The following is a 25,532-nucleotide window of genomic DNA, read 5'->3' as shown; positions in this document are numbered from 1 at the left end:
CGGCGGGCCGGTTTCTGCGCTATCACCCTGTCGAACCGCACCAGAGGAGACGGGCATGAAATTCTTCGTCGATACTGCCGATATCGCCGCCATCCGCGAATTGCACGAACTGGGCATGGTGGATGGCGTGACCACCAACCCCTCGCTGATCCTCAAGGCGGGCCGCGACATCGCGGAAGTCACCCGCGAGATCTGCGAACTGGTCCCCGGCCCGGTTTCGGCCGAGGTCGTCGCCCCGGATGCCGAGGGCATGATCCGCGAGGGCAAGCATCTGGCGCAGATCGCCAGCAACATCACCGTCAAGGTGCCACTGACCTGGGACGGGCTGAAAGCCTGCCGCGCCCTGTCCGATGACGGGCACATGGTCAATGTCACGCTGTGCTTCAGCCCGGCGCAGGCGATCCTGGCCGCCAAGGCCGGTGCGACCTTCATCAGCCCCTTCATCGGGCGCCTGGACGACATCCACCTGGACGGCCTGGACCTGATCGCGGACATTCGCGAGATCTACGACAATTACGGCTTCGAGACCCAGATCCTGGCCGCGTCGATCCGCAGCGTGAACCACGTCGTCGAGGCCGCCAGGATTGGCGCCGACGTGATCACCGCGCCGCCCTCGGTCATCAAGGCGATGGCCAACCACGTCTTGACCGACAAGGGGCTTGAGCAGTTCAATGCCGATTGGGCCAAGACCGGCCAGAAGATCCTCTGAACCGCAAAGGGGCGCGCATGAGCACCGAACCATCGGCGGGGCTTTCGTCCGAACTCCGCGACCGGCTTCTGGCCGATCCGGGGGCGATCCTCGACGACCGCGAAGTGATGCGTGCCCTTCTGGGCGCCGAGCGCGCGCAGATGGGCGAGAATGTCATCGACATCCGCGCCCGCGCCATGCAGGCGCTGGAGGATCGGCTGAACCGTCTGGAAATCACCCATGACGGGGTGATCGCCGCCGCGTTCGAGAATCAGAACGGCGTCGCGATCATCCACCGCGCGGTGATCGGCCTGCTGGAGACCGCCGATCTGGACGATCTGGTCGGCTGCCTGCAATCCGACATCGCCCCCATCCTGCGGATCGAGACCTTGCGCCTTCTGGTCGAGGCCGAGCCGCCAATGGCCCGTCTGCCCGAAGATGTCCATATCGCGCCTCCGGGTGCGGTGGACAGGATCGTCGCGGCGGGCCGGCGCGCCCCGCGTGGCGACGACATCGTGCTGCGCAGGGCCTCGCCCATCACCCAGCCCATCCACGGCCGCGCCGTCGCCTCCGAGGCGCTTCTGCCGCTGGATCTGGGCGCGCGCCGTCCGCGTGCACTGCTGCTGATGGGCAGCGCGGATACGGGGCGTTTCTCTCCGGCGCATGGCACCGACCTCTTGCGGTTCTTCGGGCAGGTGCTGCGGCTGGTCCTGCTGGCGCGCCTGAGAGGATGACCAAGGGCGCGCCCCTTCTGGCACTGGCGCCTGCCACGGCGGATGCGCTGTCCCGATGGCTTGCCACCGAGGCCGCGACCCGCGACCGCTCGCCTCACACGATCACCGCATATCAGGGCGATGTGATTGCCTTTCTGCACTTTCTTGGCCGCCATTGGGGCGAAGCCGTCACGCCGACCCATCTGGCCGCGCTGACGCAATCGGACATGCGCGCCTTTGCGGCCTCTGAACGCGCACGGGGCTTTGGCGCGCGGTCTCTGGCGCGGCGACAATCGGCAGTGCGCGGTTTTCTGCGGTGGATGTCGGACCGCGAGGGATATGACCTGTCGGCGGCCCTGTCCGCGCGCAGCCCGAAATTCCGCCGCTCGCTGCCGCGTCCGCTGACACCCGAACAGGCGCGCGAGACGCTGGCGCAGGTCTCGGCCGACCAGCCCACCCCCTGGATCGCGGCGCGCGATGTGGCGGTGCTGACGCTGCTCTGGGGGTGCGGGCTGCGCATCAGCGAGGCGATGGCGCTGGATGGCCGCGACTGGCCCTTTGGCGAGGCGCTGCTGATCCGAGGCAAGGGCAAGCGTGAACGGCAGGTGCCGGTCCTGCCCGTGGCACGCGAGGCGGTGGCCGATTACCTGCGGCAATGCCCGTGGACCCTGGCCCCCGATCAGGCATTGTTCCGGGGCGCGCGCGGGGGGCGGCTGGATGGCGGGCAGGTGGCCGAGCGGATGCGCCGCGCCCGCGCGGCGCTTGGCCTGCCCTCGACCGCAACGCCCCATGCGCTGCGTCATTCCTTTGCCACGCATCTTCTGAACGCGGGGGGCGATCTGCGCACGATTCAGGAATTGCTGGGCCATGCCAGCCTGTCCACCACTCAGGTCTATACCGGGGTGGACGATACCCGCCTGATGGCCGCCTTCCGTGCCGCCCACCCCCGCAACTAAGCCCGCCTGTCTGAACCCGATGCCCGCCATGGGCGTTTCCCGACCCGAAAGCCCAGATGAAAGGGACCAGCATGACCGACCACGCGATCTTTCACCGCCCCCTGGGCGCCGCCGTGCCGCCGGGACACGATCAGGCAATCTTCGGCATGGGCTGCTATTGGGGTGTCGAGCGCCTGTTCTGGCAACAGAACGGCGTCTGGCTGACCGAGGTGGGCTTTGCCGGCGGCACGGTTCAGAACCCGACCTATGATCAGGTCAAGCGCGGCGATACCGGCCATGCCGAGGTGGTGCGGATCATCTATGACAGTTCGCTGATCAGCTATGATCACCTGCTGCAACTGTTCTGGGAAAATCACGACCCGACGCAGGGCAACCGGCAGGGCAACGATATCGGCAGCCAGTATCGTAGCCTGATCATGGTGTTCAACGACAGCCAGCGCGCCGCCGCCGAGGCCTCGCGCACGGATTACGGCAACCGCCTCGCCGTGAACGGTCATGGTGCCATCACGACCGAGATTATCGAGGCCGCCCCCTTCTGGCCCGCGCATGAGGCGCATCAGCAATATCTGCACAAGAACCCCGATGGTTATTGCGGGCTGAAAGGCACCGGGGTAGAGGCCAGCATCCCCAACCCGGACCCGACCTGATGCCCACCTATACCGCGCTGACCCATCTGCCCGGCCGCGAGGCCGCCGAAGCCCTGGCCGAGGCCTGCGAGGATCTGACCCCCGAACCCGTCGGCACAGGCGTCTTCGAGATCGAGGATGGCAGCCAGCTCTGGGAGGTCGGCGCCTATTTCACCGAAGCCCCCGACGAGATTGCGCTGGCGCTGCTGGCTGCGGCGCATGGGGCGCAGCCCTTCACCATCTCGGAACTGCCCGAAGTTGACTGGGTCGCCCATGTCAGGCGCGAACTGACCCCGGTGCGCGCGGGGCGCTTCCATGTCCATGGCAGCCATGATGCCGACAGCGTCCCCGAAGGCGTCGAGGCCCTGTGCATCGAGGCCGCAATGGCCTTCGGCACCGGACATCACGACACTACCAAGGGCTGTCTTGAGGCACTGGACCGGCTGGAGCGCGAGGGATTTCAGGCCAGACGCATCGCCGATATCGGCTGCGGCACGGCGGTCCTGGCGATGGCGGCCGCGCGTTTGTGGCCGGTAACGGTGCTGGCCAGCGACATCGACCCGGTGGCGGTGGATGTGGCGGCGGCGAATGTCATCGCAAACGGCCTGCTGGGCCGTGTCGAATGTCTGGAGGCTGCGGGTTTCGACCACCCGATCCTGTACCAGGCCGCGCCCTATGACCTGGTTCTGGCCAATATCCTCAAGCAGCCACTGATTGATCTGGCCCCCGACATGGCCCGCCATGTCGCGGCGGGCGGGCGTGTCGTCATGTCGGGCATCCTGACGACGCAGGCCGACGAGGTCGCCGCCGCTTACGCAAAGGCGGGCTTTGTCCGACCGGACCGCCGCGATCTGGGCGACTGGACCACGCTGGTGATGACGCGCGGCTGAGCCGCCCGCGGGCATGAAAAAACCCCCGCTGCCATGGCTTCGGGGGTTCGTTCGTCAGGCGAGTGGGCCTCAGGCGCGTGGGGTTCAGAAACCGCGCGCGATCCGCTCGATGTCAGCGCGGCACAGACCGATATCGTCCAGCTCGCGATCCGACAGGCGGTTCAGTTCGCGGCGGGTCACGCGGGCTTCGCGCCAGCGAGCCACCAGCGCAATGATGCGCGCGACAATCCCCACGCCTCCGGCAGACGTGCCGGTGCGGTTCGCTTCGATCATCGACATCATGTCACCTGTTAGCAGATTGCCCCGTCAACGGGCAGTTTTCGGACAAGGCGCAGATAATTCGGGCAGAGCGCAAAGACTAGGCGCGAAAGAGTCATTCCCGCCATGCACTTTCTGCATGTGCAAACGCAGCATAGCCTCGTCATTCCGCCAGAATACACGACAATCCGCCGTTTCAGGCGTCCATCCAGTCGCCCAGGGCCGCCTGCCACAGCGCCAGCGCCGCCACAGCGGCCGTATCGGCGCGCAGGATTCGCGGGCCCAGGCTGACGGGCGTCACGAAAGGCAGCGAGGACAGGCGCTTGCGCTCGGCGGCGGAAAAGCCGCCTTCGGGCCCGACCAGGATGGCCCAGGGACCGCGCGGCAACCCGGCCAAGGCTTGGGCGGCGCCCACCCGCGCCTCGTCGGCCCAAAGGATGCGGCGCGCCGGATCCCACCCCTCCAGCAGCCGCGACAGGGGCGCCAATTCGGTCACTTCCGGAACGAAGGTGCCGCCGCATTGCTCGGCCGCCTCGATGGCATGGGCCTGCAGACGGTCCTGCCGGATGCGCTCGGAATTGGTGTGGTCGGTCTGCACGGGCAGGATGCGCGCGGCGCCCAGCTCGGTCGCCTTCTCGACGATGAAATCGGTGCGCGCCTTCTTGATCGGCGCAAAAAGCAGCCACAGGTCGGGCGGATCGCGCTGCGGGCCGGTCTGTTCCAGCGCGGTGAGGATGCCGCCGCGCTTGCCGGCCTCGTCCAACCGCGCCGACCAGGCGCCGTCACGGCCGTTGAACACGGTGATGTCTTGCCCCGCGCGCAGCCGCATGACGCCCGACAGGTAATGCGCCTGCGCCGCATCCAGCGGCACGGCTTGTCCCTTGGACAGGGGGTGATCTATGAACAGCCTGATCCTTGCCATGATGGGGCGACGCTATGCAAAACCGGGGCGAAAGACCAGATGTCGTGGCGGATGCTCCGCCGGGCAACTGGGTGGACCGCCACGCGCCACCCGCGATACGGCCCTGGCTGCGGCTGAGCCGCGCGGACCGGCCCATCGGGACATGGCTGCTGCTGATCCCCTGCTGGTGGGGGATCGGGCTGGCCATGATGGCCGATGCGCCGCGCTGGTTCGACCTGTGGATCGCGGTCGCTTGTGCGATCGGCGCCCTTGTGATGCGCGGGGCGGGTTGCACCTGGAACGACATCACCGACCGCCATATCGACGCCCAGGTGGCGCGCACACGGTCCCGGCCCCTGCCCTCGGGGCAGATCAGCCTGCGCGGGGCGCTGATCTGGCTGGTCGCACAATGCCTTCTGGGGCTGGCGATCCTGCTGACGCTGGGTCCGGCGGCGATCTGGATGGGGGTCGCCTCGCTGGCCTTGGTGGCGATCTATCCCTTCGCCAAGCGCTTTACCTGGTGGCCGCAGATCTTTCTGGGGCTGGCCTTCAATTGGGGCGTGATGCTGGCCTATGCCGCGCATATGGGGCGGCTGGACCCGGCCCCTGTCATTGCCTGGGTCGCGGCCATCGCCTGGACGGTGTTCTACGACACGATCTACGCCCACCAGGATGCCGAGGACGACGCGCTGATCGGCGTGAAATCCACCGCGCGCCTGTTCGCCGAGAACAGCCCGCGCATCCTTGCGGGATTCGCTCTGGCCTCGGTCGCGGTGATGGCCGTGGCGATCCTGTGGGAGGGTCGCAATCAGTTGATCGCCCTGACCGGACTGGCGGGCTTCGGGTTGCACCTGGCCTGGCAACTGCAAAAATTCCAGCCTGAACGGGGGGATATCTGCCTGCACCTGTTCCGGTCGAACCGCGATGCGGGGCTGATCCTTGCGCTGTTTCTTGCCGTGGCAGGGCTGGTCTGATTGCGCCAGGGCCGACCGGCGACTAGACGTTGCGCGTTTGCAACAGCGATCAGGATATCCTCATGCCCAGCCTGCGCCGCCGCCTGACCACCTCGCTTGCCACCCTTGCCGTTCTGGCCGGGTCGGGCGGGCTGTGCTGGTGGGGCGCGCAGGCCGCCGCAACCTTCATCGAGACTCGCTCGGCCGCCGAGGTGGATGAAACGCTGTCCCGGGCGGGCCTTGACTGGGTCGAGGTGGCGACCGACGGGCTGCTGGTCGAGCTGTCGGGCACCGCGCCGTCAGAACTGGACCGCTTTCGCGCCACGACCGAGGCCGCCAGCGTCGTGGACCCCTCGCGCATCCGCGACGCCATGAGCGTGGCCGCCCTTGAGGCGATGACCCCGCCCGAGTTCAAGCTGGAGCTTTTGCGCGGCGATCAGGGCATCTCGCTGATCGGGCTGGTGCCGGTCGCGACGGATCGGACCGCGCTGACCCGCAGCCTGCGGCTGGAAACGGCTGCGCCTCAGATCACCGACCTGATGGAAAGCGCCGACTATCCGGTGCCGCCCGGTTGGAACGAGGCGCTGCGATTGGGCCTGAGGGCCGCGCAGGCGCTTGCCAATGCCAAGATCTCGGTCACGCCGGGGGCGGTCCATGTCACCGCCCTGGCCGACAGCGAGGCCGAGCGAAGCCGGCTTGAGACGCTGCTGCGGCGCGCAACCCCCGACGGCGTCACCTTGACGGCCGAGATTTCCGCCCCCCGCCCGGTGATCGCGCCCTTTCTTCTGCGCTTCGTCATCGACGAAAACGGGCCGCGTTTCGACAATTGCGCCGCCGATGACGAGGCAGCGCGCCAGCTTATCCTGGACGCAGCCCGGCAGGCGGGGATGACCGGCAACACCTCTTGCACTCTTGGGCTGGGCGCGCCTTCGGCTGAATGGGGCCAGGCTGCGGCTCTGTCCATAGCGGCGCTGGCCGACCTGGGCGCGGGCAGCGTCACGCTGAGCGATGGCGACATCGCCCTGCACGTGCCCGCCAGCGTTGATCGTCAGGCGCTTGATCGGGCCGTGGCCGCGTTGCAGGCCGAACTGCCCCCGACATTCGCCCTGATCGCCCACCGCGATCAGGATGACGAAGCCGCGCGGATCGAGTTCCAGGCGACCCTGACCGAAGGCGGCAGCGTCTCGATCCGGGGCGTCATCGCCGATACCCGTATGCGCGAGGCCGTGGACAGCTTTGCCCGTTCGCGCTTTGCGGTGACGCAAACTGCGCTGCGCAATGACGAGGCCGTGCCGGGTGGCTGGACTGTCCGTGTGATCGCCGCGATCGAGGCCATGGACGTGCTGCATTCGGGACAGGTCCGCGTGACCCCGGACCTTGTGACCTTGACGGGGATTTCGGGGGATGCCGAGGCAACGCGGCGCGCCTCGGGGATCCTGTCGCAGCGTTTGGGCGCAGGAGCGCGCTATGAGCTTTCGATCCGCTACGACCGGCGGCTGGACGAGTCGCTCGGACTGCCCGATGGGGACGAATGTGTGGCACGGCTGAACCGCGTGATGCAGGAATCCGAAATCGGCTTCGAGCCCGCCCGCGCCTCGATCGCGGGCGATCCCGAGCCGACGTTGGCGCAGCTGGCGGCGATCATGGCCGATTGCGCCGATTTTCAGATCGAGGCAGGCGGCCATACCGATTCGCAGGGCTCGGAGGCGTTCAACGCCGATCTGTCGCGCGCCCGCGCACAGGCGATCCTGACTGCGATGGCCGAAGCAGGCATCGACGTGACGCACATGACCGCGCGTGGCTATGGCGAAAGCCAGCCCATCGCCTCGAACGAGACCGAAGAAGGCCGCGAGGCCAATCGCCGGATCGAGTTCCGCCTGCTGTCGGCCCGGCCGGTTCAGAACGCGCCCTTGCCCGCACCTGTCACCGTCTCGGGCGTGACGCGCGACGTGACCGAAATTCCGCCCGAAACCGAACGAAAGGGCCCCGAGCGCTCGGTCGATGCCGAACCGCTGCCACCCGTGATGGGGCCGCCCATGCCCCCCGCCGAGCGATCGGGCCTGTCGGTCAGCACGCTTGGCGCCAGCGAAGAGTTTCAGACTCTGAAAGAGCGCGAAGAAAACATCAGGGTGCCGGTCCTGACGCCGGAAGCAGACACACCCCGCCCCTCGCCCCGTCCCGCGGCCGCGTCGGGCGCGCCAGCCGAGGAAGACAGCGACGCATGAACCGTTCGGAATTCGTAGCCGCCACCGCGATCATCCTGTTTGCGGCCTTTCTTCTGGGATGGTTCGCCTGCTGGCTTGTCGGACGGCTGACGCGCCCAAGCCAGGCCGAAATCGGGGAATTGCACAAGCTGGCTGCTGCCTTGCAGGAAGCCGAGAGCCGGCGCGATGCGGCCGAGGCCTTGTTGGCCGAGCGCGAGGCTGAAGCGGCGGGCCGGCTGGCGGGAAGCGAGGCGGAATTGCGCGCGACGATGGAGGCGCTGCGCGATGCGCGGAGCGAAATCGAGGAGTTGCGGGATTATATCGAACGGGCGCTGGCGCGACGCTAGGATGACCCACTTGCGGCGGGCCAAGAAAGGGGGCTTTCTGCCCCCTTTTGGCCTACGGCCAATTCACCCCCGAGGATATTTGGACCAAGGCAAAGGGTGAGGGGGCGCGCCGTCAGGGCGCGCCAAGGGTCGATCAGATGCCGGCGTCGATGATCGCGCGGGCGAGGACCGGGACGGTGTCGCGGTTCAGGCCTGCGATATTCAGGCGCGAATCGCCGACCATGTAGATCGCCGCGTCGGTCTTGAGCCTGGCCACCTGTTCGGGGGTCGCGCCGAGACGCGAGAACATTCCGCGGTGACGGGCGATGAAGTCGAAGCGATCGGTGCCGCTGAGTTCGCGCAGCTCTGCGGCAAGCTGTTCGCGCAAGCCCAGCATCGAGTTGCGCACATCTTCGAGTTCGGCAGCCCAGTCCGCGCGCAGGCTGTCGTCCGTCAGGATGGTGCTGACGATACGCGCGCCGTGATCGGGAGGGAACGAGAAGCTCTGGCGGTTCAGGAAGGCCATCGCGCCCTGCGACAGATCCCGGGCCTCGGCGTTCTGCGCCAGCGCCATCAGGATGCCGGTCCGTTCGCGGTAGATGCCGAAATTCTTCGAGCAGGAGGCCGCGATCAGCACCTCGGGCAGGCTGCGCGCGACCAGACGTGTGGGTTCGGCATCGGCATCCAGCCCGTCACCGAAGCCCTGATAGGCCAGGTCGATCAGCGGGATCGCGCCGGTCCGGTCGAGGATCGCGATCACCTCGGACCATTGATCCAGCGTCAGGTTCGCGCCGGTCGGGTTATGGCAGCAGCCATGCAGCAGCACGATGTCACCCCTGGCGGCGCGGGCGAGATCGGCCTTCATCCCATCGAAATCGACGCCGCGGGAGGCCGCGTCGAAATAGCGATATTCGCTGAAGGGGACGCCCATGAACTTCATGATCGACAGGTGGTTCGGCCAGGTCGGGTCCGAGACATGGACATGCACGTCCGGGTTGGCCATCCGCGCCAGTTCCAGCGCCTGACGGATCGCGCCTGTGCCACCGACCGAGGCGACCGAAGCCAGTCGCTCCGCCGGCACCGCGCCCAGGATCATGCCCGCCAGCGCGTTGCGGTAATCGGCCTCTCCGGCCAGCGCGGTATAGGCCTTGGTGGTCTGCGTTTCCCAGATGCGCTTTTCGGCCGCCTTCACCGCGCGCATGACCGGAGTGACGCCCTGCGGATCCTTGTAAACGCCCACGCCCAGGTCGATCTTGCCCTGACGGGTATCGGCCTTGAATTCCTCGATCAGCATCAGGATCTTGTCGGGGGCTTGCGGTTTGAGGTTGGACAGCATCAGGCGTCTCCGGTTGCGATGGTCAGGTCGGGAAAGCTGCCCCATTCGGTCCAGCTTCCGTCGTAAAGCGCGTGGTTCTGGTGGCCGATCCGTTCCAGCGCCAGAAACAGGATCGCGGCGGTCACGCCGCTGCCGCAGGTCGTGATGACGGGCCGCGCCAGATCGACTCCGGCATCGGTGAAGGCCTTGCGCAGGTCGCCCGGCGCCTTCAACGTGCCGTCCTGGTTCAGAAGCCGGCCGAAGGGCAGGTTCAGCGATCCGGGAATGTGGCCCGCGCGCAGGCCCGGCCGGGGTTCGGGCGCCTCGCCGCGAAAGCGTTCGGGGGCGCGGGCATCGACGATCTGCGGATTGCCCAGCTTGGCCGCGCGGGCGACCTGCGTCACGTCGCAGACCAGGTCGGGCTGGCGGCGGGGCGTCAGGTGGCGGTCGCGGATCATGGCGGGCTGACTGTCCAGCGCCCGCCCCTCGGCCCGCCATTTGCCAAGCCCGCCATCCAGCACGGCGACATCGCGGTAGCCCATCAGACGAAAGGTCCACCAGGCCCGCGCCGCGCTGCGGACGGCGCTGTCGTCATAGATCACGACCTGCTGGCCGTCGCCCACGCCAAGCGCGCGGACGCGGCTGGCGAATGTCTCGGGGGGCGGGGCCATGTGGGGCAAGGCCGAGCGGGTGTCGCTGATGGCGTCGATGTCGAAGAAGCGCGCGCCGGGGATATGGGCGGCCTCGAATTCGGCGCGGGCATCGCGCCCCGAGGCGGGCATATGCCAGCTGGCATCGAGAACGCGCAGCTGCGGATCGTCCAGCCGAGCCGCCAGCCAGTCGGTCGAGACCAGCACCCGTGGATCGTCCTGCATCGCAGCCCCCCTTTGCGCCGTGCCGCCCCGATCTACAGGGTGGCGGGCCGGGCCGCAATGGTCAGCCCTGTTTCAGCAGCCGCTGTTTCTGCCGGTTCCAGTCGCGTTTCGCGCTGGTTTCGCGCTTGTCCGCGACCTTCTTGCCCTTGGCGATGCCGATCTTCAGCTTCACCCGGCCCTTGTGGTTGAAATACATGACCAGCGGCACAAGGGTCATGCCCTCGCGCCCGATCGCCTGCCACAGCCGCGCCAGTTCCTTGCGCGAGACCAGCAGCTTGCGGCGGCGGCGTTCCTCGTGCCCGAAGACGCCGGCATGGGGCAAGGCGGCGATGTAGCCGTTGATCAGCCACAATTCGCCCCCCTCGACCGAGGCGTAGCTTTCGGCGATGTTCGACTGGCCGGTGCGCAGCGATTTCACCTCGGACCCGGTCAGCACGATGCCGACCTCGAGATCGCTCTCGATGAAATAGTCGAAGCGCGCGCGCCGGTTCTCGGCGATCACCTTGTAGTTCTTGCTGTCATCGGTCTTGGCCATGGGCCTTGCAGATAGGCGCGGGCGGGGCGGCTGTAAAGGGCGGCCGGTTGCGCCCGGCGCCGCGATGGGCCAGCCTGCGCCCGGCAAGCAAGGGGGTGGATGATGCGACATGGCGGACAGATCCTGGTCGATGCGCTGCGCGCGCATGGCGTGGGGCGGGTCTTTTCGGTGCCGGGGGAAAGCTTTCTGGCGGTTCTGGACGCGCTGCACGATACGGGCATCCAGAATGTCGTCTGCCGTCACGAAGGCGGCGCGGCGATGATGGCCGAGGCCACGAGCAAGCTGACCGGGCGCCCTGGCATCTGCTTCGTCACACGCGGCCCCGGCGCCACCAATGCCAGCGCGGGCGTCCATGTCGCCCAGCAGGATTCGACGCCGATGATCCTGTTCATCGGCCAGATCGCGCGCGAGGACCGCGACCGCGACGCCTTTCAGGAAGTGGATTACCGCCAGATGTTCGGCGGGTTGGCGAAATGGGTCGCCCAGATCGACCAGACCGACCGTATCCCCGAATACGTCGCCCGCGCCTTCGATCTGGCGCAATCGGGCCGCCCCGGACCCGTCGTCCTGGCCCTGCCCGAGGACATGCTGGCGGCCCGCGCCGACATCCCCGACCTGCCCCCCGCGCCCCGGCCCGTGGCGGGCATCGCGCCCGCCCAGCTTGACGCGATCCGCGACGCGCTGGCAGGCGCAGAGCGCCCCCTGGTCATTCCGGGCGGCGCGCTGTGGTCGCAGGACGATGCCGACCGACTGGCCGCCTTTGCCGAAGGCTGGGGCCTGCCTGTCGCGGTGCCCTTCCGGCGGCAGGATTACATGGACAACCGCCACCCCAATTACGCGGGCGATCTGGGCGTCGGCATGAACACCCGCATGGGCGAGGCGCTGCGGCAGGCCGATTGCATCCTGTCCCTTGGCTCGCGGATGGGGGACACGCTGACGGGGGGTTATACGCTGATGCACCCCTCGGCACAGGGGCGGCGCATCATCCATGTCAGCGCCGCGCCTGACGAGATCGGGCGCCTGTGGCGCGCCGATCCGGGCATCCCGACCTGCCCGCGTGCGGCGCTTCAGGCGCTGGCGGACAGCCCCGCCCCGCGCCGGTGGGACGACTGGACCGCCAGCCTGCGCGCCCATTACGAAGACTGGCAGACCCCCCGCCCCACGCCGGGCGATGTCACGATGGAGCATGTGGTCTGCTGGCTCTCGGCGAACCTGCCCGAGGATGCGATCATCACCAATGGCGCGGGCAATTATGCAGCCTTTGTCCACCGCTATTTCCGCTTCAAGCGGGCGCGGACGCAGATCGCGCCAACCTCGGGGTCGATGGGCTATGGCCTGCCCGCCGGGATCGCGGCCTCGCTGGCCCATCCGGGCCGCGTCGTGGTGACGATGGCGGGCGACGGCTGCTTCCAGATGACCCTGAACGAGCTTTCGACCGCCGCCCAGCACGGCGCGACGCCCATCGTGATCGTGGCGAATAACGGCCGCTATGGCACGATCCGGATGCATCAGGAAAAGACCTATCCAGGCCGCGTCTCGGGGACGGACCTGGCCAATCCCGACTTTGCCGCGCTGGCCCGCGCCTATGGCGGACATGGCGCGCGCGTCACCCGGAACGAGGATTTTGCCGAAGCCTTCGGACGGGCGCGCGATTCGGGGCGCTTCGCGGTGATCGAGCTGGCGCTGGACCCAGAGGCGCTGACCAGCTTCGCCACCCTGTCCGAAATCCGCGCCAAGGCATCGGAATGAGGCTTGGCTCCAACAGCTCGGCCGCGAATATGCCGGGGTCACGCGCCTGGTGATCTGCAACCCTGCTGGCGGCTGCCCTGCCAGGGGACGGCCTGATACGGAGCGGGCGGCGCGGGGAAACGCGCCGCCCTCCAGAGAGATCGCCAAGAGGGACAGCCTGGCGATTGGCACTGAAACGCAGGCCGGGCCGTTTTGGTTCAACCCGCTTTGACAACACGGCGAGCGCATGGTCATCATGCCCCTGCAAGAACCCCGATGAGGCAGCCATGACCGCGCAAGACACCAACCTGAAGGCTTTGCTGAACGATCCCTCGCTGCTGGAAACGCGCGCCTTCGTGGCCGGCGAATGGGTCGATGCCGATGACGGCGCGACCTTCGCGGTGACGAACCCCGCACGCGGAGACGTGATCGCCCGCGTCGCCGATCTGGGCCGGGCCGAGACCGCACGCGCCATCGCCGCCGCCGAGGCCGCGATGAAGGACTGGGCCGCCCGCCCCGCCAAGGAACGCGCACAGGTCATGCGAAAGTGGTTCGACCTGATGATGGCCAATCAGGACGATCTGGGCACGATCCTGACCGCCGAGATGGGCAAGCCCCTGGCCGAGGCCAAGGGCGAGATCGCCTATGGCGCGAGCTTCATCGAGTGGTTCGGCGAAGAGGCCAAGCGCATCTATGGCGAGACGATCCCCGGCCATATGCGCGACAAGCGCATCACCGTGATCCGCCAGCCCATTGGCGTGGTGGGCTCGATCACGCCCTGGAACTTTCCCAACGCCATGATCGCGCGCAAGGCCGCGCCCGCTTTGGCGGTGGGCTGCGGATTCGTCGCGCGCCCGGCGGCGGAAACGCCTCTCTCGGCGCTGGCCATGGCCGTTCTGGGCGAACGCGCGGGCCTGCCCAAGGGCATCCTGTCGGTCGTCACCTCGTCGCGGGCCAGCGATATCGGCAAGGAATTCTGCGAGAACCCGACCGTGCGCAAGCTGACCTTCACCGGCTCGACCGAGGTGGGGCGCATCCTCTTGCGCCAGGCCGCCGATCAGGTGATGAAATGCAGCATGGAGCTGGGCGGCAACGCGCCCTTCATTGTCTTTGACGACGCCGATCTGGATGCGGCGGTCGAGGGCGCGATGGCGTCCAAGTTCCGCAACAACGGTCAGACATGCGTTTGCGCGAACCGCATCTATGTCCAGTCGGGCGTCTATGACGCATTCGCCCAAAAGCTGGCGGCGGCGGTCAACAAACTGCGCGTCGGCGACGGGCTTGAAGAGGGCGTGACCACCGGCCCGCTGATCAACGAGGACGCCGTCGAGAAGGTCGAGGACCATATCCGCGACGTGCTGGATGGCGGCGGCGCGGTCGTCACCGGCGGCAAGCGGATCAAGGGCCTGTTCTTCGAGCCGACCGTGATGACGGGCGTGAAGGACGACATGAAGGTCTCGACCGAGGAAACCTTCGGCCCCCTCGCGCCCCTGTTCAAATTCGAGACCGAAGACGAAGTGATCGCCAGGGCCAATGACACGATCTTTGGCCTGGCCTCTTATTTCTACGCCCGCGACATCGGCCGCATCACCCGTGTGCAGGAGGCGCTGGAATACGGCATCGTCGGCGTGAACACGGGAATCATCTCGACCGAGGTCGCGCCTTTCGGCGGTGTCAAGCAATCCGGTCTTGGCCGCGAAGGAAGCCGCCACGGGGCCGAGGATTTCCTTGAAATGAAATATGTCTGCCTGTCGGTCTGACCGCCCGCCCGAAATTGACCTTACCTTTCGCGGGAACGCATTGGCCGGTTGCGGCATTATCCGTGCGACGGGCCGTCGCAGGGACGCGCCCCATAACCTGACGAAGGGGCAAAGACATGGAAGGTTTCGGCTGGATCATGACGATCATTCTTGGTGCGCTGGCGGGCTGGATCGCCGAACGCATCATGAAGAGTAACCATACGCTGCTGCTGAACATCGTTGTGGGCATCGTCGGCGCGCTGCTGGGCAACTGGCTGTTCCGCCTGCTGTTCGACGCCACGCTTGGCGGGATCGTGGGCCAACTGATCGTCGCGGTCATCGGCGCGGTCATCCTGATCTGGCTGGTCCGCGCCATCAGCGGTCGCAGCCGGGTCTGACCAAGAACATCAGCACCTGAACGCAAGCACCTGAACGCAAAAGGCCGGGCGATCGCCCGGCCTTTTCGATACCCTTTTCGATACGATGCGGCTCAGCGGTGGCCGCGATCATCCTCGTCATCTTCGTCATCGTCATTGTCGGGCAGATTGAAGAAGCTGTCGGCGTCCAGTTCGGGTTCAGGCTTCTTCTCGTCGCGGGTCAGGCTGAAATTCTCCAGACCGGCGATCGAGCTGGGCAGGCGCGGCTCGTCGGACATGGACAGCGAGGTCTCGGTGCTGACCAGCTTGCGGCGCTCGTCATCGGTCATCACGCCACCTTCGGCGGCCTTCTTCTTCGCGGCCTTCTGGACGGCCGCATCCAGTTCCGTCTGGCGGCACAGCCCAAGCGCAACTGGGTCGATCGGCTGCATGTTCTGGATGTTCCAATGCGTGCGCTCGCGGATCGAGGTGATGGTCGGCTTCGTCGTGCCCACCAGCTTGGCGATCTGCGCATCGGCCAGTTCCGGATGAAACTTGACCAGCCAGAGGATCGCGTTCGGTCGGTCCTGACGCTTGGACAGCGGCGTGTAACGCGGGCCGCGGCGCTTTTCCTCGCCTTCGGCGGCGGGGTTGTGCTTCAGCCGCAGCTTGTAGGCGGGATCTGCCTCGCCGCGCTTGATCTCCTCAGGGTCAAGCTGGTTCGAGGCGATGGGGTCATAGCCCTTCACGCCCATCGCCACATCGCCATCGGCGATGCCCTGGACCTCAAGCTCGTGCAGACCGCAGAAATCGCCGATCTGCTTGAAGCTGAGCGTGGTGTTGTCCACCAGCCAGACGGCAGTGGCCTTGGCCATCAGCGGCTTGCTCATGTCAGTCTCCTTCGCATCGTGGTCCCTGACCATGGAGGGCTTGGGCCGGGAAATCGGCTTTCGGCGGGCGCCATTCCTCGGGTGTCGGGGGAATTGCCGGGGGATATAGCGTTTTCACGCTGCGGGGAAAAGAGGATTCATGCGCAAAGCCGCTTGCCAGCCGCTTTTGCGGCGATCGGTTCGGGCGATGCGCCATGTCCTGACCTTTGCCCTGGCGGCATTCGCCACCCTTTCGCTGGCTGTTGTGGCGCAATCCCGCGACATGGCAGGGCGCTTTGATTACGATATCCTGGCACTGTCCTGATCCTGGCACTGTCTTGGCAACCCGCCTGGTGCAGCAGCACCGGCGATGCGCTGAGGCCGCGCCTGCGGTCAACGTTCCTTGCGTCCCGCGACCGCCGGGGAGGCTTCGCCCCCCGCCCCCAGGATATTTGCACCAAGGCAACTGGCGCGTGGCGCAATCAGGTGTCGTCGGCGATCCTGAGGACGATCTTGCCGATATGCTCGCTGCTTTCCATCCGGCGATGCGCCTCGGCGGCCTGATCCAGCGTGAATTCGCTGTCGATCGTGACGCGGACCGCGCCCTGCCCGATCATCGGCCAGAGCTGCTTGCGCAGGGCGTCGGCCAGTTCGGCCTTGGCCACGTCGGATTGCGGGCGCAGGGTCGAACCCGTCACGGTCAGGCGGTTCACCATGATCTGGGCAAAGTTCAGTTCGACCTTGGGGCCTTCGAGGAAGGCGATCATGACCAGCCGCCCGTCCTGAGCCAAGGCCTTGATGTTGCGCGGGATGTAGCTGCCGCCCACCATGTCGAGGATCAGGTTCGCCCCGCCCGCATCGCGCAGGATGCGGGTGAAATCCTCGCTGCGGTAGTTGATGGCGGTGGCGCCGAGGCCGCGGATGGCATCGCATTTCGCCTCGCTGCCAGCGGTGGCGAAGACGCGCGCGCCCAGTGCCCGGGCCACCTGAATGGCCATCATGCCGATGCCGGACGACCCGCCATGGACGAGGAAGCGTTCACCCCCGGTCAAGCGGCCGCGCTGGACCACGTTGGACCAGACAGTAAAGGCCGTTTCGGGCAGGCAGGCGGCCTCTCGTGTGGTCATGCCGTGAGGGATGCGCAGCGCGTGGTCGGCGTGGCAGACCGCGTATTCGGCATAGCCGCCGCCCGGCAGCAGGGCGCAGACCTGTTCGCCCTTGCGCCAGCGCGTGACGCCGGCGCCCATGCCGACGATCTCTCCGGCGCATTCGAGGCCGGGCAGGTCCGAGGCGCCCGGCGGCGGGTCATAGGCGCCCGCGCGTTGCAGCACGTCGGGGCGGTTCACCCCCGCATAGGCCAGCCGGATCAGGATCTGATCGTGGCAGGGCACGGGAACGGGGCGTATGGTCGGGCGCAGCTGGTCGGCGGCGCCAGGGGCGGCGATCTCGACCGCCTTCATCGTGTCGGGGATCATCGCGGGCCCTCAGCGGCCATGGCCGGGCAAAGCGCGCGGCCGGGGCGCGCGCACCCAGCCGAAGGCCGCCCTGGCCAGCCGCTCGGCGCCGGGCAGCTTGCGGATCTGCGCCTTGACCGATTCGAGGCGCATCACGTCGTCGATCCGGCGGTCGATAAAGGCGCGGGTTTCGGCATGGCCTTCGGATTCGTCGCCCAGCCAGTAGAGCACGCTGGCCGAAATCACACCCGACAGGATCGCCCGTTTGGAATACCAGTTCAGATCGTCCGAAGGATCGCCCAGCCCGGTCCAGATCACGTCGGCGCTTTCCCAGACCAGACGCGCGGCCAGCGCGCTGTTCTGCGGCAGCGCCAGGACCGAAGCGCCCGCGCGCACCAGTTCCGGGTCCGAGAGTTCCAGCCGCCGCCACACGGCCTGGGCCACACGGTCGCGGAACCGGCCTTCGGGCGGGGTCTGCGACAGGATGCGGCGAAGGGCATCGTCGCCGCGCCGGTGATAGGCCGCCGCCAGATCGGCGCCGCCGCGCGGCAGATGCACCGCGATCAGCGCCGGATCCATGCCGATGTCGCGCGCCCCTGCCGCTATGGCCTCGCGGTTCATCCCCTCGAAGGGCACATGGATCAGCGCCGCGTCGATCAGCGCATCCCGGTCGGTCTGTGTCATGGCCTGCCTCGTCTCTGGACAATTGGCCCCGCCGGTGATAACGGGGCGCTTCCTGCAATTCGATCAACTCTAACCTAGGAAGGTGGTGACAACCACATGCAGGTCAATGTTCGCGACAACAACGTCGAACAGGCGCTTCGCGCCCTGAAGAAGAAACTTCAGCGCGAAGGTGTCTTCCGCGAAATGAAGCTCAAGCAGCATTTCGAGAAGCCGTCGGTCAAGAAAGCCCGTGAAAAGGCCGAGGCCGTTCGCCGCGCCCGCAAGCTGGCCCGTAAAAAGGCACAGCGCGAAGGCGCACTGTAAGACGGCGCGATCCCGTGTCATCCGAAAACCTCCGCGACGCCGTGTCGCGGGGGTTTTCTCTTGTCTGCAAGCGGTCGGACGACCTCAGACGGGAATCGCGGTCGTGCGAAAAACCGTCCGCAGCGCAAAGCTGGAATGCATCTGCGCCACGCCCGGCAGGCGGGCCAAGTGCTGGCGATGGATGCGCGCGAAGTCATCGGTATCCTCGACCACGATCTTGAGCAGATAATCCGCCGTTCCCGCCATCAGGTGACATTCCAGCACATCGGGGATCTGGGCAACGCCGCGCTCGAACGCCTCCAGCACCTCGTCGGCCTGGCCCGACAGGGTGATTTCCACGAAAACGGTCGTCTGTCGGCGCAGGGCGCGGGCATCCAGCAGCGCCACATAGGCCGAGATCACGCCCGATTCCTCCAGCCGCTGCACCCGGCGGTGGCAAGCCGAGGGCGACAGATGCACCCGCAGCGCCAATTCGGCATTGCTGATTCGCCCCTCTTTCTGAAGCAGCGACAGGATTCGGCGGTCTATTGCGTCCAGTTCAGCCATGGGCGCATTATCTTCAATCAACCGGCGCTTTGCCAGAAGGATCTTGCACGGCCTTGGCGCGACGCGGCGCATCTTCGCAGCACATTGCGCGTCCATGCTGGCACCATGACGAAAACGGGGAGAAAACATCATGAAGATCGGCTGTCCAAAGGAAATCAAGCCGCAGGAATTCCGTGTGGGCCTGACCCCCGCCGCCGCCGCCGAGGCCGTGGCGCGTGGCCATCAGGTGCTGGTCGAGACCGGCGCGGGGCTGGGCGCGGGCTTCGAGGATGAGGATTACACCAGGGCAGGCGCGCAGATCGCGCCCGATGCGGCGACCGTCTTTGCCGAGGCGGATCTGGTCATCAAGGTCAAGGAACCGCAGGCGGTCGAGCGGGCGATGCTGCGGAAGGGTCAGATCCTGTTCACCTATCTGCATCTGGCCCCTGACGAGCCGCAGACCCGCGACCTGCTGAAAAGCGGCGTCACCGCGATCGCCTATGAGACCGTGACCGATGCACGTGGGGGGCTGCCCCTGCTGGCGCCGATGTCCGAGGTGGCGGGCCGTCTGGCGCCTCAGGTCGGGTCATGGGCGCTGCAAAAGGCCAATGGCGGGCGCGGCTTTCTTCTGGGCGGGGTGCCGGGCGTGCGGCCGGCCAATGTGGTTATCATCGGCGGTGGCGTCGTGGGCGCGGCAGCGGCGCGGGTCGCGGTCGGGATGGGGGCGAATGTGACGGTCATGGACCGGTCCGTGCCGCGCCTGTCCTATCTGGACGATGTGTTCATGGGCCGGCTGACGACACAATTCGCCAGCGCCGCCGCCACGGCCGAGGCGATCCGCACCGCCGACCTGGTCATCGGCGCGGTGCTGATTCCCGGTGCCGCCGCACCGAAGCTGATCAGCCGAGAACAGCTATCCACCATGCCGCAGGGCGCGGTTCTGGTGGATGTGGCCATCGACCAGGGCGGATGTTTCGAGACCTCGCGCGCGACCACGCATCAGGATCCGATCTACGACGTGGACGGCATCATCCATTACTGCGTGGCGAACATGCCGGGCGCGGTGGCCCGCACCTCGACTCAGGCGCTTGGCAATGTCACGATGCCGCATCTGCTGGCCTTGGCCGACAAGGGCTGGCGGCAGGCGGTGACGGACGACCCGTATCTGCGCGCGGGCCTGTCAACCCATGAAGGTCAGCTGACCTCGATCCCGGTGGGCGAGGCGCTTGGCATCGAGGCCGTCACGCCCGAGGCGCTGCTGGGACTGTAGCGCCGGGCGCAGGCGCCGGGGCCGGCACGCCGGCCGGCCCCGGCGCGGTCGCGCGGTCAGATGCGGGTGGCGCGATCAGCCAGCAGGTCGCGAATCTGGGCAAGCAGTTCCTCCTGGCTGGGACCGGCGGGGGCGGGCGCGGATGCTTCCTTTTTCCTGATGGCAGCTGACTGGACGCGATTCACCACCTTGACCAGCAGGAACACAGCCCAGGCAATGATCAGGAAATTCAGCACCGCCATCAGGAAGGCGCCATAGGCAAGGACCGCCGCGCCGGAATTGCGCGCAGCTTCCAGGCTGGCGCCATCGGGGACGTTGCCCGACAGGACGACATACTGATTGCTGAAGTCGATTCCGCCTGTCAGCAGCCCCAGAACCGGGTTGATCAGGTCGCCCACGAGTGAATTGACGATGGCGGTAAAGGCCGCCCCGATGATGATGCCGACGGCCAGATCGACGACGTTGCCGCGCGCGATGAAGGTGCGGAATTCCGTGAACATGATGGTCTGCCCCATTTACCCGCGGCATCCCGCCGCAGGCGCAGGGTGGACCGGAAATCGGGCGAAATCAATCGCTCGCACTGTCCGGGTCGTCCTGACCCAGGGCGGGAGATGCGCGGTCCAGACTCAGCACCGCGTCGGAAAAGGTGATCGGCAGGCGGACGCCCGGCACGCCTTCGGGGTCGATCCTGAGGCCGCGCGCGATCACCTGCGGATCGGCGAAGACATCGGCCATGTCGTTGATCGGCCCGGCGGGAATGCCCTGGGCCTCCAGCGCGGCCAGCAGATCGTCGCGCCGCCAGCCCCGTGTGACGGCGTTCAGGCTGGCTGTCAGCGTCTGGCGGTGGGTGATGCGTTGCGCATTGGTCGCGTAATCGGGCGCCTCGGCCAGTGCAGGCAGGTTCAGAACGGCGCAGAGCCTGCGGAACTGCGCATCATTGCCGGTCGTAATGATGATCCAGCCATCCGCGCAGTCAAAGACCGCATAGGGCACAAGGTTGGGATGCGCGTTGCCCATCCGGGTCGGAGGCTTGCCGCTGGCCAGATAGTTCATCGCCTGATTGGCCATGACCGAGACCGCCACATCCATCAGCGCCATGTCGATATGCTGCCCGCGCCCGGTCCGCCCCCGCTGGTGCAGCGCCGCCAGGATGCCCGTCGCCGCATAGACGCCCGTGAACAGGTCGGTGACGGCCACGCCGACCTTTTGCGGCGGGCTCGAAGGATCGCCCGTTACACTCATCAGGCCGGACATGCCCTGGATGATGTAGTCGTAGCCCGGCCGGTGCGCATAGGGGCCTGTCTGGCCGAAGCCGGTTACGCTGCAATAGATTAGGCGGGGGTTCAGCGCCGACAAGGCGGCGTAATCAAGCCCGTATTTCGACAGCCCCCCGACCTTGAAATTCTCGATCACCACATCGGCATCGCGCACCAGTTCGCGGACGCGGGCCTGCCCCTCTGGCCTGCGGAAATCGGCGACGACCGAGGCCTTGCCCCGGTTCGCGGCATGGAAATAGGCCGCGCTGCGCTGCCCCTTGTGGTCGATGAAAGGCGGCCCCCAACGGCGCGTATCGTCGCCTTCGGGGGCTTCCACCTTGATCACCTCGGCCCCCAGATCGGCCAGAATCTGACCGGCCCAAGGCCCGGCGAGGATCCGCGCCAGTTCGACGACGCGGATACCGGCCAGGGGCGTCATTCGGCGGACGCTTCTTTGGCTGCCTCGTCCAGCTTGGCCAGGATCAGCGATCGCATACTGTCCCAGGACTGGTTCGGCACCTTCTCGCCGCCGATGATGAAGGTCGGCGTCGCCTCGATCCCGTCTGCTGTGGCATTGGCCTGGAAGGTCGCGACAAGCTGCTCGACCTTGGCAGTATCCTCCCAGCAGGCGGTCATCTGTTCGTCGCTTAGACCGGCCTTGAGGCCGATGCGGCGCAGGCCGGCCGCGATCTCGTCGCCCGAGCCGCCCTGCGCCCACGACGCCTGATCCTGAAACAGCAAGTGCGAAATCGCGTAATAGCGGTCATCGCCGCCGCAGCGCGCCAGAATGCCCGCCCAGAGGCCGACCTGGTCGAAATAGACATCGCGCTGCACGAAGCGGACCTGGCCGGTGTCGATGAACTCGGCCTTCAGTTCGGGAAAGACATTGTTGTGGAAATTCGCGCAATGCCCGCAGGTGAAGCTGGCATATTCGATCACGGTCAACGGCGCGTCCTCGGCGCCAAGCACGATGTCGGGCAGGGTCTCGGGCTGGGCATCCTGGGCCAGGGCGGGGGCGGCAAGGGCCAGTGTAATAGCGGTGGCCGCAGGGGCCACAAGATGACGAAGGAACATGGATTATCCTTTCAGGGTCTTGGTCTGGTTGCGGATCGAGACATTCAGCGCCAGCCGCGCCATCGCCTCGGCAAGGGTCGGATCGGTGAATTGGGCGGCGATTTCGGCAGCCTTTTCCCGCATTGCAGGATCGGGCGGAGGCGCGGGCCTGGGGCGGTGGGCAAAGCTGGCCTGACCCTCGGCAAAGCCCTGCGCGGCGGTCTGGGTCAGCGTCACGCGCTGGACCGCATTATAGCCATAACAGGCATTCACCTTGTCGCGCAGCTCGGGCAGGCGCATCTCGACCATGGGCGCCATGGGGCCCGTGGTCAGCAGCGTCAGCGTCGCGCCGAAGGCCCCGCGCCCATGGCTGATACGGACGGGTCGCGTCACGGCGGCCAGATCGGCACCCACGATTTCGGGCCAATGAGTCAACAAGCGCGACACGGCGAAACCGCGCTTTTCGGCCGCCTTCTGCACCCGCGCGGCCAGCAGGCTGGCCGCAGGGCGAAAGCCCTTGCCGCGACGCCCTGTCGGTCGGGTCGGATCAGGCGGGGTCTGGGACATCGTTGCCTTGGCTGCTATCACAAGGCCGAACTTAGCCAGCCCGTCGCTCGGATGAAAGCGCGCCCTATGCCCCAAGGCCACATAATTGCGTGACAGCAAGGTGATCGCCCCGGACCTGCTGGCCTGGTATGACCGCCATGCCCGCGTCCTGCCCTGGCGCCAGCCACCCGGAGGCGGCCCGACCGACCCCTATCCCGTCTGGCTGTCCGAGGTGATGCTGCAACAGACGACGGTGGCGGCGGTGCGCGACTATTTCCGTCGCTTCATCGCGCTCTGGCCGGATGTGCAGGCCCTGGCGGCGGCGGATGATGCGGCGGTCATGGCCGAATGGGCGGGGCTTGGCTATTACGCAAGGGCACGCAACCTGCTGGCCTGCGCGCGGCAGGTGGCGGCAGCGGGCGGCTTTCCGACCACCCGCGAAGGGCTGCAGGCCCTGCCCGGCATCGGCGCCTATACCTCGGCCGCGATCGCCGCCATCGCCTATCAGCACCCCGAGACGGTCGTGGACGGCAACGTCGAACGCGTGGTGGCCCGGCTTTTCGCCGTCCAGCAGCCCCTGCCCGAGGCGAAGGCGCACCTGACCGCCTTGGCCGCGACCCTGACCCCGCAGGAACGCCCCGGCGATTACGCGCAGGCGATGATGGATCTGGGCGCGACGATCTGCACGCCGCGCAGCCCGGCCTGCGGGATCTGCCCCCTGCTGGCCGTCTGCGACGCCCGCGCGCAGGGGATCGCGGCCGAATTGCCACGCAAGGCCGCCAAGGCGCCCAAGCCCGAGCGGACAGGCCTGGTCTGGGTCGCGCGGCAGGGCGATTCGGTGGTGCTGGAGCGTCGCCCCGCCAAAGGACTTCTGGGCGGGACTCTGGCCTTCCCCTCGGCCGGGTGGGACGGGCGCGACCTGCCGCCGCCCGGCCCGGCGCAATGGCGCGATCTGGGCAGGGTGCGGCATGTCTTTACCCATTTCGCGCTGGATCTGACCGTCCATCTGGGCGAGTTGACCGGCAGCCCCACGCGCGGAGAACTGGTGCCTCTGCGACAGATCGACCGCGCGGCGCTGCCCGGCCTGATGCGAAAGGTCTGGGATATGGCGCTTGACGCGATCCAAGGTTAGAATCGGAACGGCCGAAACCCATCACGGGTGATCCGATGACCGCAAGCCCGTCCCCCCGCCCGGGCCGCCTGCCCGCCGCCGCGCCCTTCTGGCTGTCGATCGTGATGATCCCGCTTGTCGTCGTCGCCGCGACGCAGGGCGGGCTGTGGTGGCTGCTGCTGCCGGGTTATGCCTGGTATGTGACGACCGCGCTGGACGGCATTCTGGGCCTGAACGAGGTAAACCCCGACCCCGAGACCACGACCGACCGCCTTTTCTGGCACCGTGCCATCACCATCATCTGGTTCCCGCTGCAATTCGCCGCGATCTTCGGTTCGATCTGGTATGTCCAGACGACCGGCCACCTGTCAGCAGGCGAAAAGCTGGGCCTGTTCTTCGGAATCGGCGTTCTGTCGGGCAGCATCGGCATCGTCTATGCGCATGAACTGCTGCACCAGAAAACGCCGCTGGAACGCTGGCTGGGCGACCTGCTGCTGGCCACAGTCCTGTATTCGCATTTCCGCACGGAACATCTGCTGGTCCATCATTCCTGGGTCTCGACCCCCCGTGACGCGGTCTCGGCACGCTACAACGAAGGGTTCTACGGCTTTTTCTGGCGGGTATTGACGCAGGGGCCGCGCAGCGCATGGGCGGCCGAGACGCGTTTGCTGGCGCGCTCGGGGCGCAGCCGGTGGGACCGGCGCAACCCGTTCTGGCGCTACGCGGCGTTGCAGGCGGCGATGCTGGCGCTTGCGCTGGCGCTTGGGGGCTGGGCGGGGCTGGGATTGTTCGCCTTTCAGGCCTTCATCGCGGTCTGGCAGCTTGAACTGACCAACTACGTCGAGCATTACGGCCTGACCCGCAAGTATCTGGGCGAGGGTCGCTACGAGCCCGTGCGCCCCCGCCACAGCTGGAATGCCAGCCATACCGCGACAAACTGGCTGCTGATCAACCTGCAACGTCACTCGGATCACCACTACAAGCCCGACCGCCGTTTTCCGCTGCTCCAGACCTATTCCCAGGACGAAGCCCCGCAACTGCCGATGGGCTATCCTGCGATGAATTTTCTTGCGATGGTCCCGCCGCTCTGGCGGCGCCGGATGAACCCCCGCGTGCGGGCATGGCGCAGGCGCTTCTATCCCGAGATCGAGGATTGGGCGCCCTATGACAGCGGCGCGCTTCCCATGCCGCGCAATGCTTTGTGACGACAGGAAATCGACCATCAATGTCGTCAAGACGACATTCCGACCTGCAAAACCTGCTATGTACGGGTTGCAATCAATGGCGCTGCTTTGGTTTTGAAGAGTTTCTTTTTTGCGCCTTGATTGCGCCGATCTTACGCACTTCACCCTTGCATCGAACATCATGCTGGCTCTCTACTGACGCACAAGGCAGCTT

At 67.0% G+C, this 25,532-nt stretch carries 29 protein-coding genes; 16 read left to right on the top strand and 13 right to left on the bottom strand.

Annotated elements, in window-relative coordinates; genetic code table 11:
- The first annotated feature begins 55 nt into the window (after window positions 1-55).
- The 5 genes from fsa (at window position 56) to KY389_RS00995 (ending at window position 3,873) form a co-directional block, all read left to right on the top strand.
- A complete protein-coding gene (gene fsa, locus KY389_RS01015) occupies window positions 56-709 on the top strand; it encodes a fructose-6-phosphate aldolase (RefSeq protein ID WP_219828843.1) in 654 nt (217 codons plus the stop codon).
- A 17-nt stretch (window positions 710-726) separates the two neighbouring features.
- Complete coding sequence (locus tag KY389_RS01010) at window positions 727-1,422, top strand: DUF484 family protein (protein WP_219828842.1); 696 nt, start codon at window positions 727-729, stop codon at window positions 1,420-1,422.
- On the top strand, window positions 1,419-2,357 hold the full coding sequence (locus KY389_RS01005) for a tyrosine recombinase XerC (protein WP_219828841.1): 939 nt from the start codon (window positions 1,419-1,421) through the stop codon (window positions 2,355-2,357). The genes KY389_RS01010 and KY389_RS01005 overlap by 4 nt, the downstream gene beginning before the upstream one ends.
- A gap of 71 nt (window positions 2,358-2,428) precedes the next feature.
- On the top strand, window positions 2,429-3,004 hold the full coding sequence (msrA, locus tag KY389_RS01000; RefSeq protein ID WP_219828840.1) for a peptide-methionine (S)-S-oxide reductase MsrA: 576 nt from the start codon (window positions 2,429-2,431) through the stop codon (window positions 3,002-3,004).
- On the top strand, window positions 3,004-3,873 hold the full coding sequence (locus tag KY389_RS00995; RefSeq protein WP_219828839.1) for a 50S ribosomal protein L11 methyltransferase: 870 nt from the start codon (window positions 3,004-3,006) through the stop codon (window positions 3,871-3,873). Before msrA ends, KY389_RS00995 begins: the two co-directional genes overlap by 1 nt.
- A gap of 84 nt (window positions 3,874-3,957) precedes the next feature.
- On the opposite strand, the gene KY389_RS00990 is transcribed toward KY389_RS00995, so the two are convergent.
- On the bottom strand, window positions 3,958-4,152 hold the full coding sequence (locus KY389_RS00990; protein WP_219828838.1) for a DUF1127 domain-containing protein: 195 nt from the start codon (window positions 4,150-4,152) through the stop codon (window positions 3,958-3,960).
- A gap of 175 nt (window positions 4,153-4,327) precedes the next feature.
- Entirely contained in the window at window positions 4,328-5,053 is a 726-nt protein-coding gene (locus KY389_RS00985) for a 16S rRNA (uracil(1498)-N(3))-methyltransferase (protein ID WP_219828837.1), read from the bottom strand.
- Window positions 5,054-5,067: 14 nt separating this feature from the next.
- Here KY389_RS00985 and ubiA point away from each other — a divergent pair, with 14 nt between their 5' ends.
- From ubiA to KY389_RS00970, 3 genes are all read left to right on the top strand, one after another.
- Entirely contained in the window at window positions 5,068-6,006 is a 939-nt protein-coding gene (gene ubiA, locus KY389_RS00980) for a 4-hydroxybenzoate octaprenyltransferase (protein WP_219828836.1), read from the top strand.
- Between the two features lie 62 nt (window positions 6,007-6,068).
- Complete coding sequence (locus KY389_RS00975; protein ID WP_219828835.1) at window positions 6,069-8,210, top strand: OmpA family protein; 2,142 nt, start codon at window positions 6,069-6,071, stop codon at window positions 8,208-8,210.
- Window positions 8,207-8,536: a hypothetical protein gene (locus KY389_RS00970; RefSeq protein WP_219828834.1), complete on the top strand. Its 330-nt coding sequence runs from the start codon at window positions 8,207-8,209 to the stop codon at window positions 8,534-8,536. The genes KY389_RS00975 and KY389_RS00970 overlap by 4 nt, the downstream gene beginning before the upstream one ends.
- A gap of 133 nt (window positions 8,537-8,669) precedes the next feature.
- Here KY389_RS00970 and KY389_RS00965 read toward each other — a convergent pair whose 3' ends face one another.
- The 3 genes from KY389_RS00965 to smpB all read right to left on the bottom strand — a co-directional run bounded on the left by KY389_RS00965 (window position 8,670) and on the right by smpB (window position 11,240).
- Window positions 8,670-9,851, bottom strand: a complete 1,182-nt coding sequence (locus tag KY389_RS00965; protein ID WP_219828833.1) for an amino acid aminotransferase — start codon at window positions 9,849-9,851, stop codon at window positions 8,670-8,672.
- Window positions 9,851-10,705 carry a 3-mercaptopyruvate sulfurtransferase gene (sseA, locus tag KY389_RS00960; RefSeq protein ID WP_219828832.1) on the bottom strand — a complete coding sequence of 285 codons (855 nt, stop codon included), beginning with the start codon at window positions 10,703-10,705 and terminating at the stop codon, window positions 9,851-9,853. Before sseA ends, KY389_RS00965 begins: the two co-directional genes overlap by 1 nt.
- Window positions 10,706-10,766: 61 nt before the next feature.
- On the bottom strand, window positions 10,767-11,240 hold the full coding sequence (smpB, locus tag KY389_RS00955; protein ID WP_219828831.1) for an SsrA-binding protein SmpB: 474 nt from the start codon (window positions 11,238-11,240) through the stop codon (window positions 10,767-10,769).
- A 102-nt stretch (window positions 11,241-11,342) separates the two neighbouring features.
- On the opposite strand from smpB, the gene KY389_RS00950 reads away from it, so the two are divergent.
- The 3 genes from KY389_RS00950 to KY389_RS00940 all read left to right on the top strand — a co-directional run bounded on the left by KY389_RS00950 (window position 11,343) and on the right by KY389_RS00940 (window position 15,105).
- Window positions 11,343-12,989, top strand: a complete 1,647-nt coding sequence (locus tag KY389_RS00950) for a thiamine pyrophosphate-binding protein (protein WP_219828830.1) — start codon at window positions 11,343-11,345, stop codon at window positions 12,987-12,989.
- Window positions 12,990-13,255: 266 nt separating this feature from the next.
- Window positions 13,256-14,728, top strand: a complete 1,473-nt coding sequence (locus tag KY389_RS00945) for an NAD-dependent succinate-semialdehyde dehydrogenase (protein ID WP_219828829.1) — start codon at window positions 13,256-13,258, stop codon at window positions 14,726-14,728.
- A 116-nt stretch (window positions 14,729-14,844) separates the two neighbouring features.
- Entirely contained in the window at window positions 14,845-15,105 is a 261-nt protein-coding gene (locus tag KY389_RS00940) for a GlsB/YeaQ/YmgE family stress response membrane protein (RefSeq protein WP_219828828.1), read from the top strand.
- Between the two features lie 92 nt (window positions 15,106-15,197).
- Here the strand turns inward: KY389_RS00940 and KY389_RS00935 are convergent, their stop codons facing one another.
- Window positions 15,198-15,953: a DUF1013 domain-containing protein gene (locus tag KY389_RS00935; RefSeq protein ID WP_219828827.1), complete on the bottom strand. Its 756-nt coding sequence runs from the start codon at window positions 15,951-15,953 to the stop codon at window positions 15,198-15,200.
- 139 nt (window positions 15,954-16,092) lie between these two features.
- On the opposite strand from KY389_RS00935, the gene KY389_RS00930 reads away from it, so the two are divergent.
- Entirely contained in the window at window positions 16,093-16,257 is a 165-nt protein-coding gene (locus tag KY389_RS00930; RefSeq protein ID WP_219828826.1) for a hypothetical protein, read from the top strand.
- A gap of 157 nt (window positions 16,258-16,414) precedes the next feature.
- On the opposite strand, the gene KY389_RS00925 is transcribed toward KY389_RS00930, so the two are convergent.
- Window positions 16,415-17,407 (bottom strand): NAD(P)H-quinone oxidoreductase, encoded by a 993-nt coding sequence (locus KY389_RS00925; protein ID WP_219828825.1) that lies wholly within the window; start codon window positions 17,405-17,407, stop codon window positions 16,415-16,417.
- Between the two features lie 9 nt (window positions 17,408-17,416).
- Window positions 17,417-18,070, bottom strand: a complete 654-nt coding sequence (locus KY389_RS00920; protein ID WP_219828824.1) for a COQ9 family protein — start codon at window positions 18,068-18,070, stop codon at window positions 17,417-17,419.
- A gap of 96 nt (window positions 18,071-18,166) precedes the next feature.
- Between KY389_RS00920 and rpsU the strand changes: the two genes are divergently transcribed.
- Window positions 18,167-18,373: a 30S ribosomal protein S21 gene (rpsU, locus tag KY389_RS00915; RefSeq protein WP_081994671.1), complete on the top strand. Its 207-nt coding sequence runs from the start codon at window positions 18,167-18,169 to the stop codon at window positions 18,371-18,373.
- 84 nt (window positions 18,374-18,457) lie between these two features.
- On the opposite strand, the gene KY389_RS00910 is transcribed toward rpsU, so the two are convergent.
- Complete coding sequence (locus tag KY389_RS00910; RefSeq protein ID WP_219828823.1) at window positions 18,458-18,919, bottom strand: Lrp/AsnC family transcriptional regulator; 462 nt, start codon at window positions 18,917-18,919, stop codon at window positions 18,458-18,460.
- A 130-nt stretch (window positions 18,920-19,049) separates the two neighbouring features.
- Here KY389_RS00910 and ald point away from each other — a divergent pair, with 130 nt between their 5' ends.
- Window positions 19,050-20,168 carry an alanine dehydrogenase gene (ald, locus tag KY389_RS00905; protein ID WP_219828822.1) on the top strand — a complete coding sequence of 373 codons (1,119 nt, stop codon included), beginning with the start codon at window positions 19,050-19,052 and terminating at the stop codon, window positions 20,166-20,168.
- A gap of 56 nt (window positions 20,169-20,224) precedes the next feature.
- On the opposite strand, the gene mscL is transcribed toward ald, so the two are convergent.
- The 4 genes from mscL to KY389_RS00885 form a co-directional block, all read right to left on the bottom strand.
- Window positions 20,225-20,668, bottom strand: coding sequence for a large conductance mechanosensitive channel protein MscL (gene mscL, locus KY389_RS00900; RefSeq protein WP_219828821.1), 444 nt, complete (start codon window positions 20,666-20,668; stop codon window positions 20,225-20,227).
- 67 nt (window positions 20,669-20,735) lie between these two features.
- Entirely contained in the window at window positions 20,736-21,863 is a 1,128-nt protein-coding gene (locus KY389_RS00895; RefSeq protein ID WP_219828820.1) for a CaiB/BaiF CoA transferase family protein, read from the bottom strand.
- On the bottom strand, window positions 21,860-22,498 hold the full coding sequence (locus KY389_RS00890) for a DsbA family protein (RefSeq protein ID WP_219828819.1): 639 nt from the start codon (window positions 22,496-22,498) through the stop codon (window positions 21,860-21,862). Before KY389_RS00890 ends, KY389_RS00895 begins: the two co-directional genes overlap by 4 nt.
- A gap of 3 nt (window positions 22,499-22,501) precedes the next feature.
- Complete coding sequence (locus tag KY389_RS00885; RefSeq protein ID WP_219828818.1) at window positions 22,502-23,044, bottom strand: DUF721 domain-containing protein; 543 nt, start codon at window positions 23,042-23,044, stop codon at window positions 22,502-22,504.
- Between the two features lie 85 nt (window positions 23,045-23,129).
- On the opposite strand from KY389_RS00885, the gene mutY reads away from it, so the two are divergent.
- On the top strand, window positions 23,130-24,155 hold the full coding sequence (gene mutY / locus KY389_RS00880; RefSeq protein ID WP_219828817.1) for an A/G-specific adenine glycosylase: 1,026 nt from the start codon (window positions 23,130-23,132) through the stop codon (window positions 24,153-24,155).
- A 35-nt stretch (window positions 24,156-24,190) separates the two neighbouring features.
- Entirely contained in the window at window positions 24,191-25,339 is a 1,149-nt protein-coding gene (locus KY389_RS00875; protein ID WP_219828816.1) for an alkane 1-monooxygenase, read from the top strand.
- Window positions 25,340-25,532 lie beyond the last annotated feature (193 nt).

The organism is Paracoccus bogoriensis (assembly GCF_019431455.1).
GTDB classification, from domain to species: Bacteria; Pseudomonadota; Alphaproteobacteria; order Rhodobacterales; family Rhodobacteraceae; genus Paracoccus; species Paracoccus bogoriensis.
Note: the sequence above shows the minus strand (reverse complement) of the source record. Positions and strands in the feature narration are given on the sequence as shown.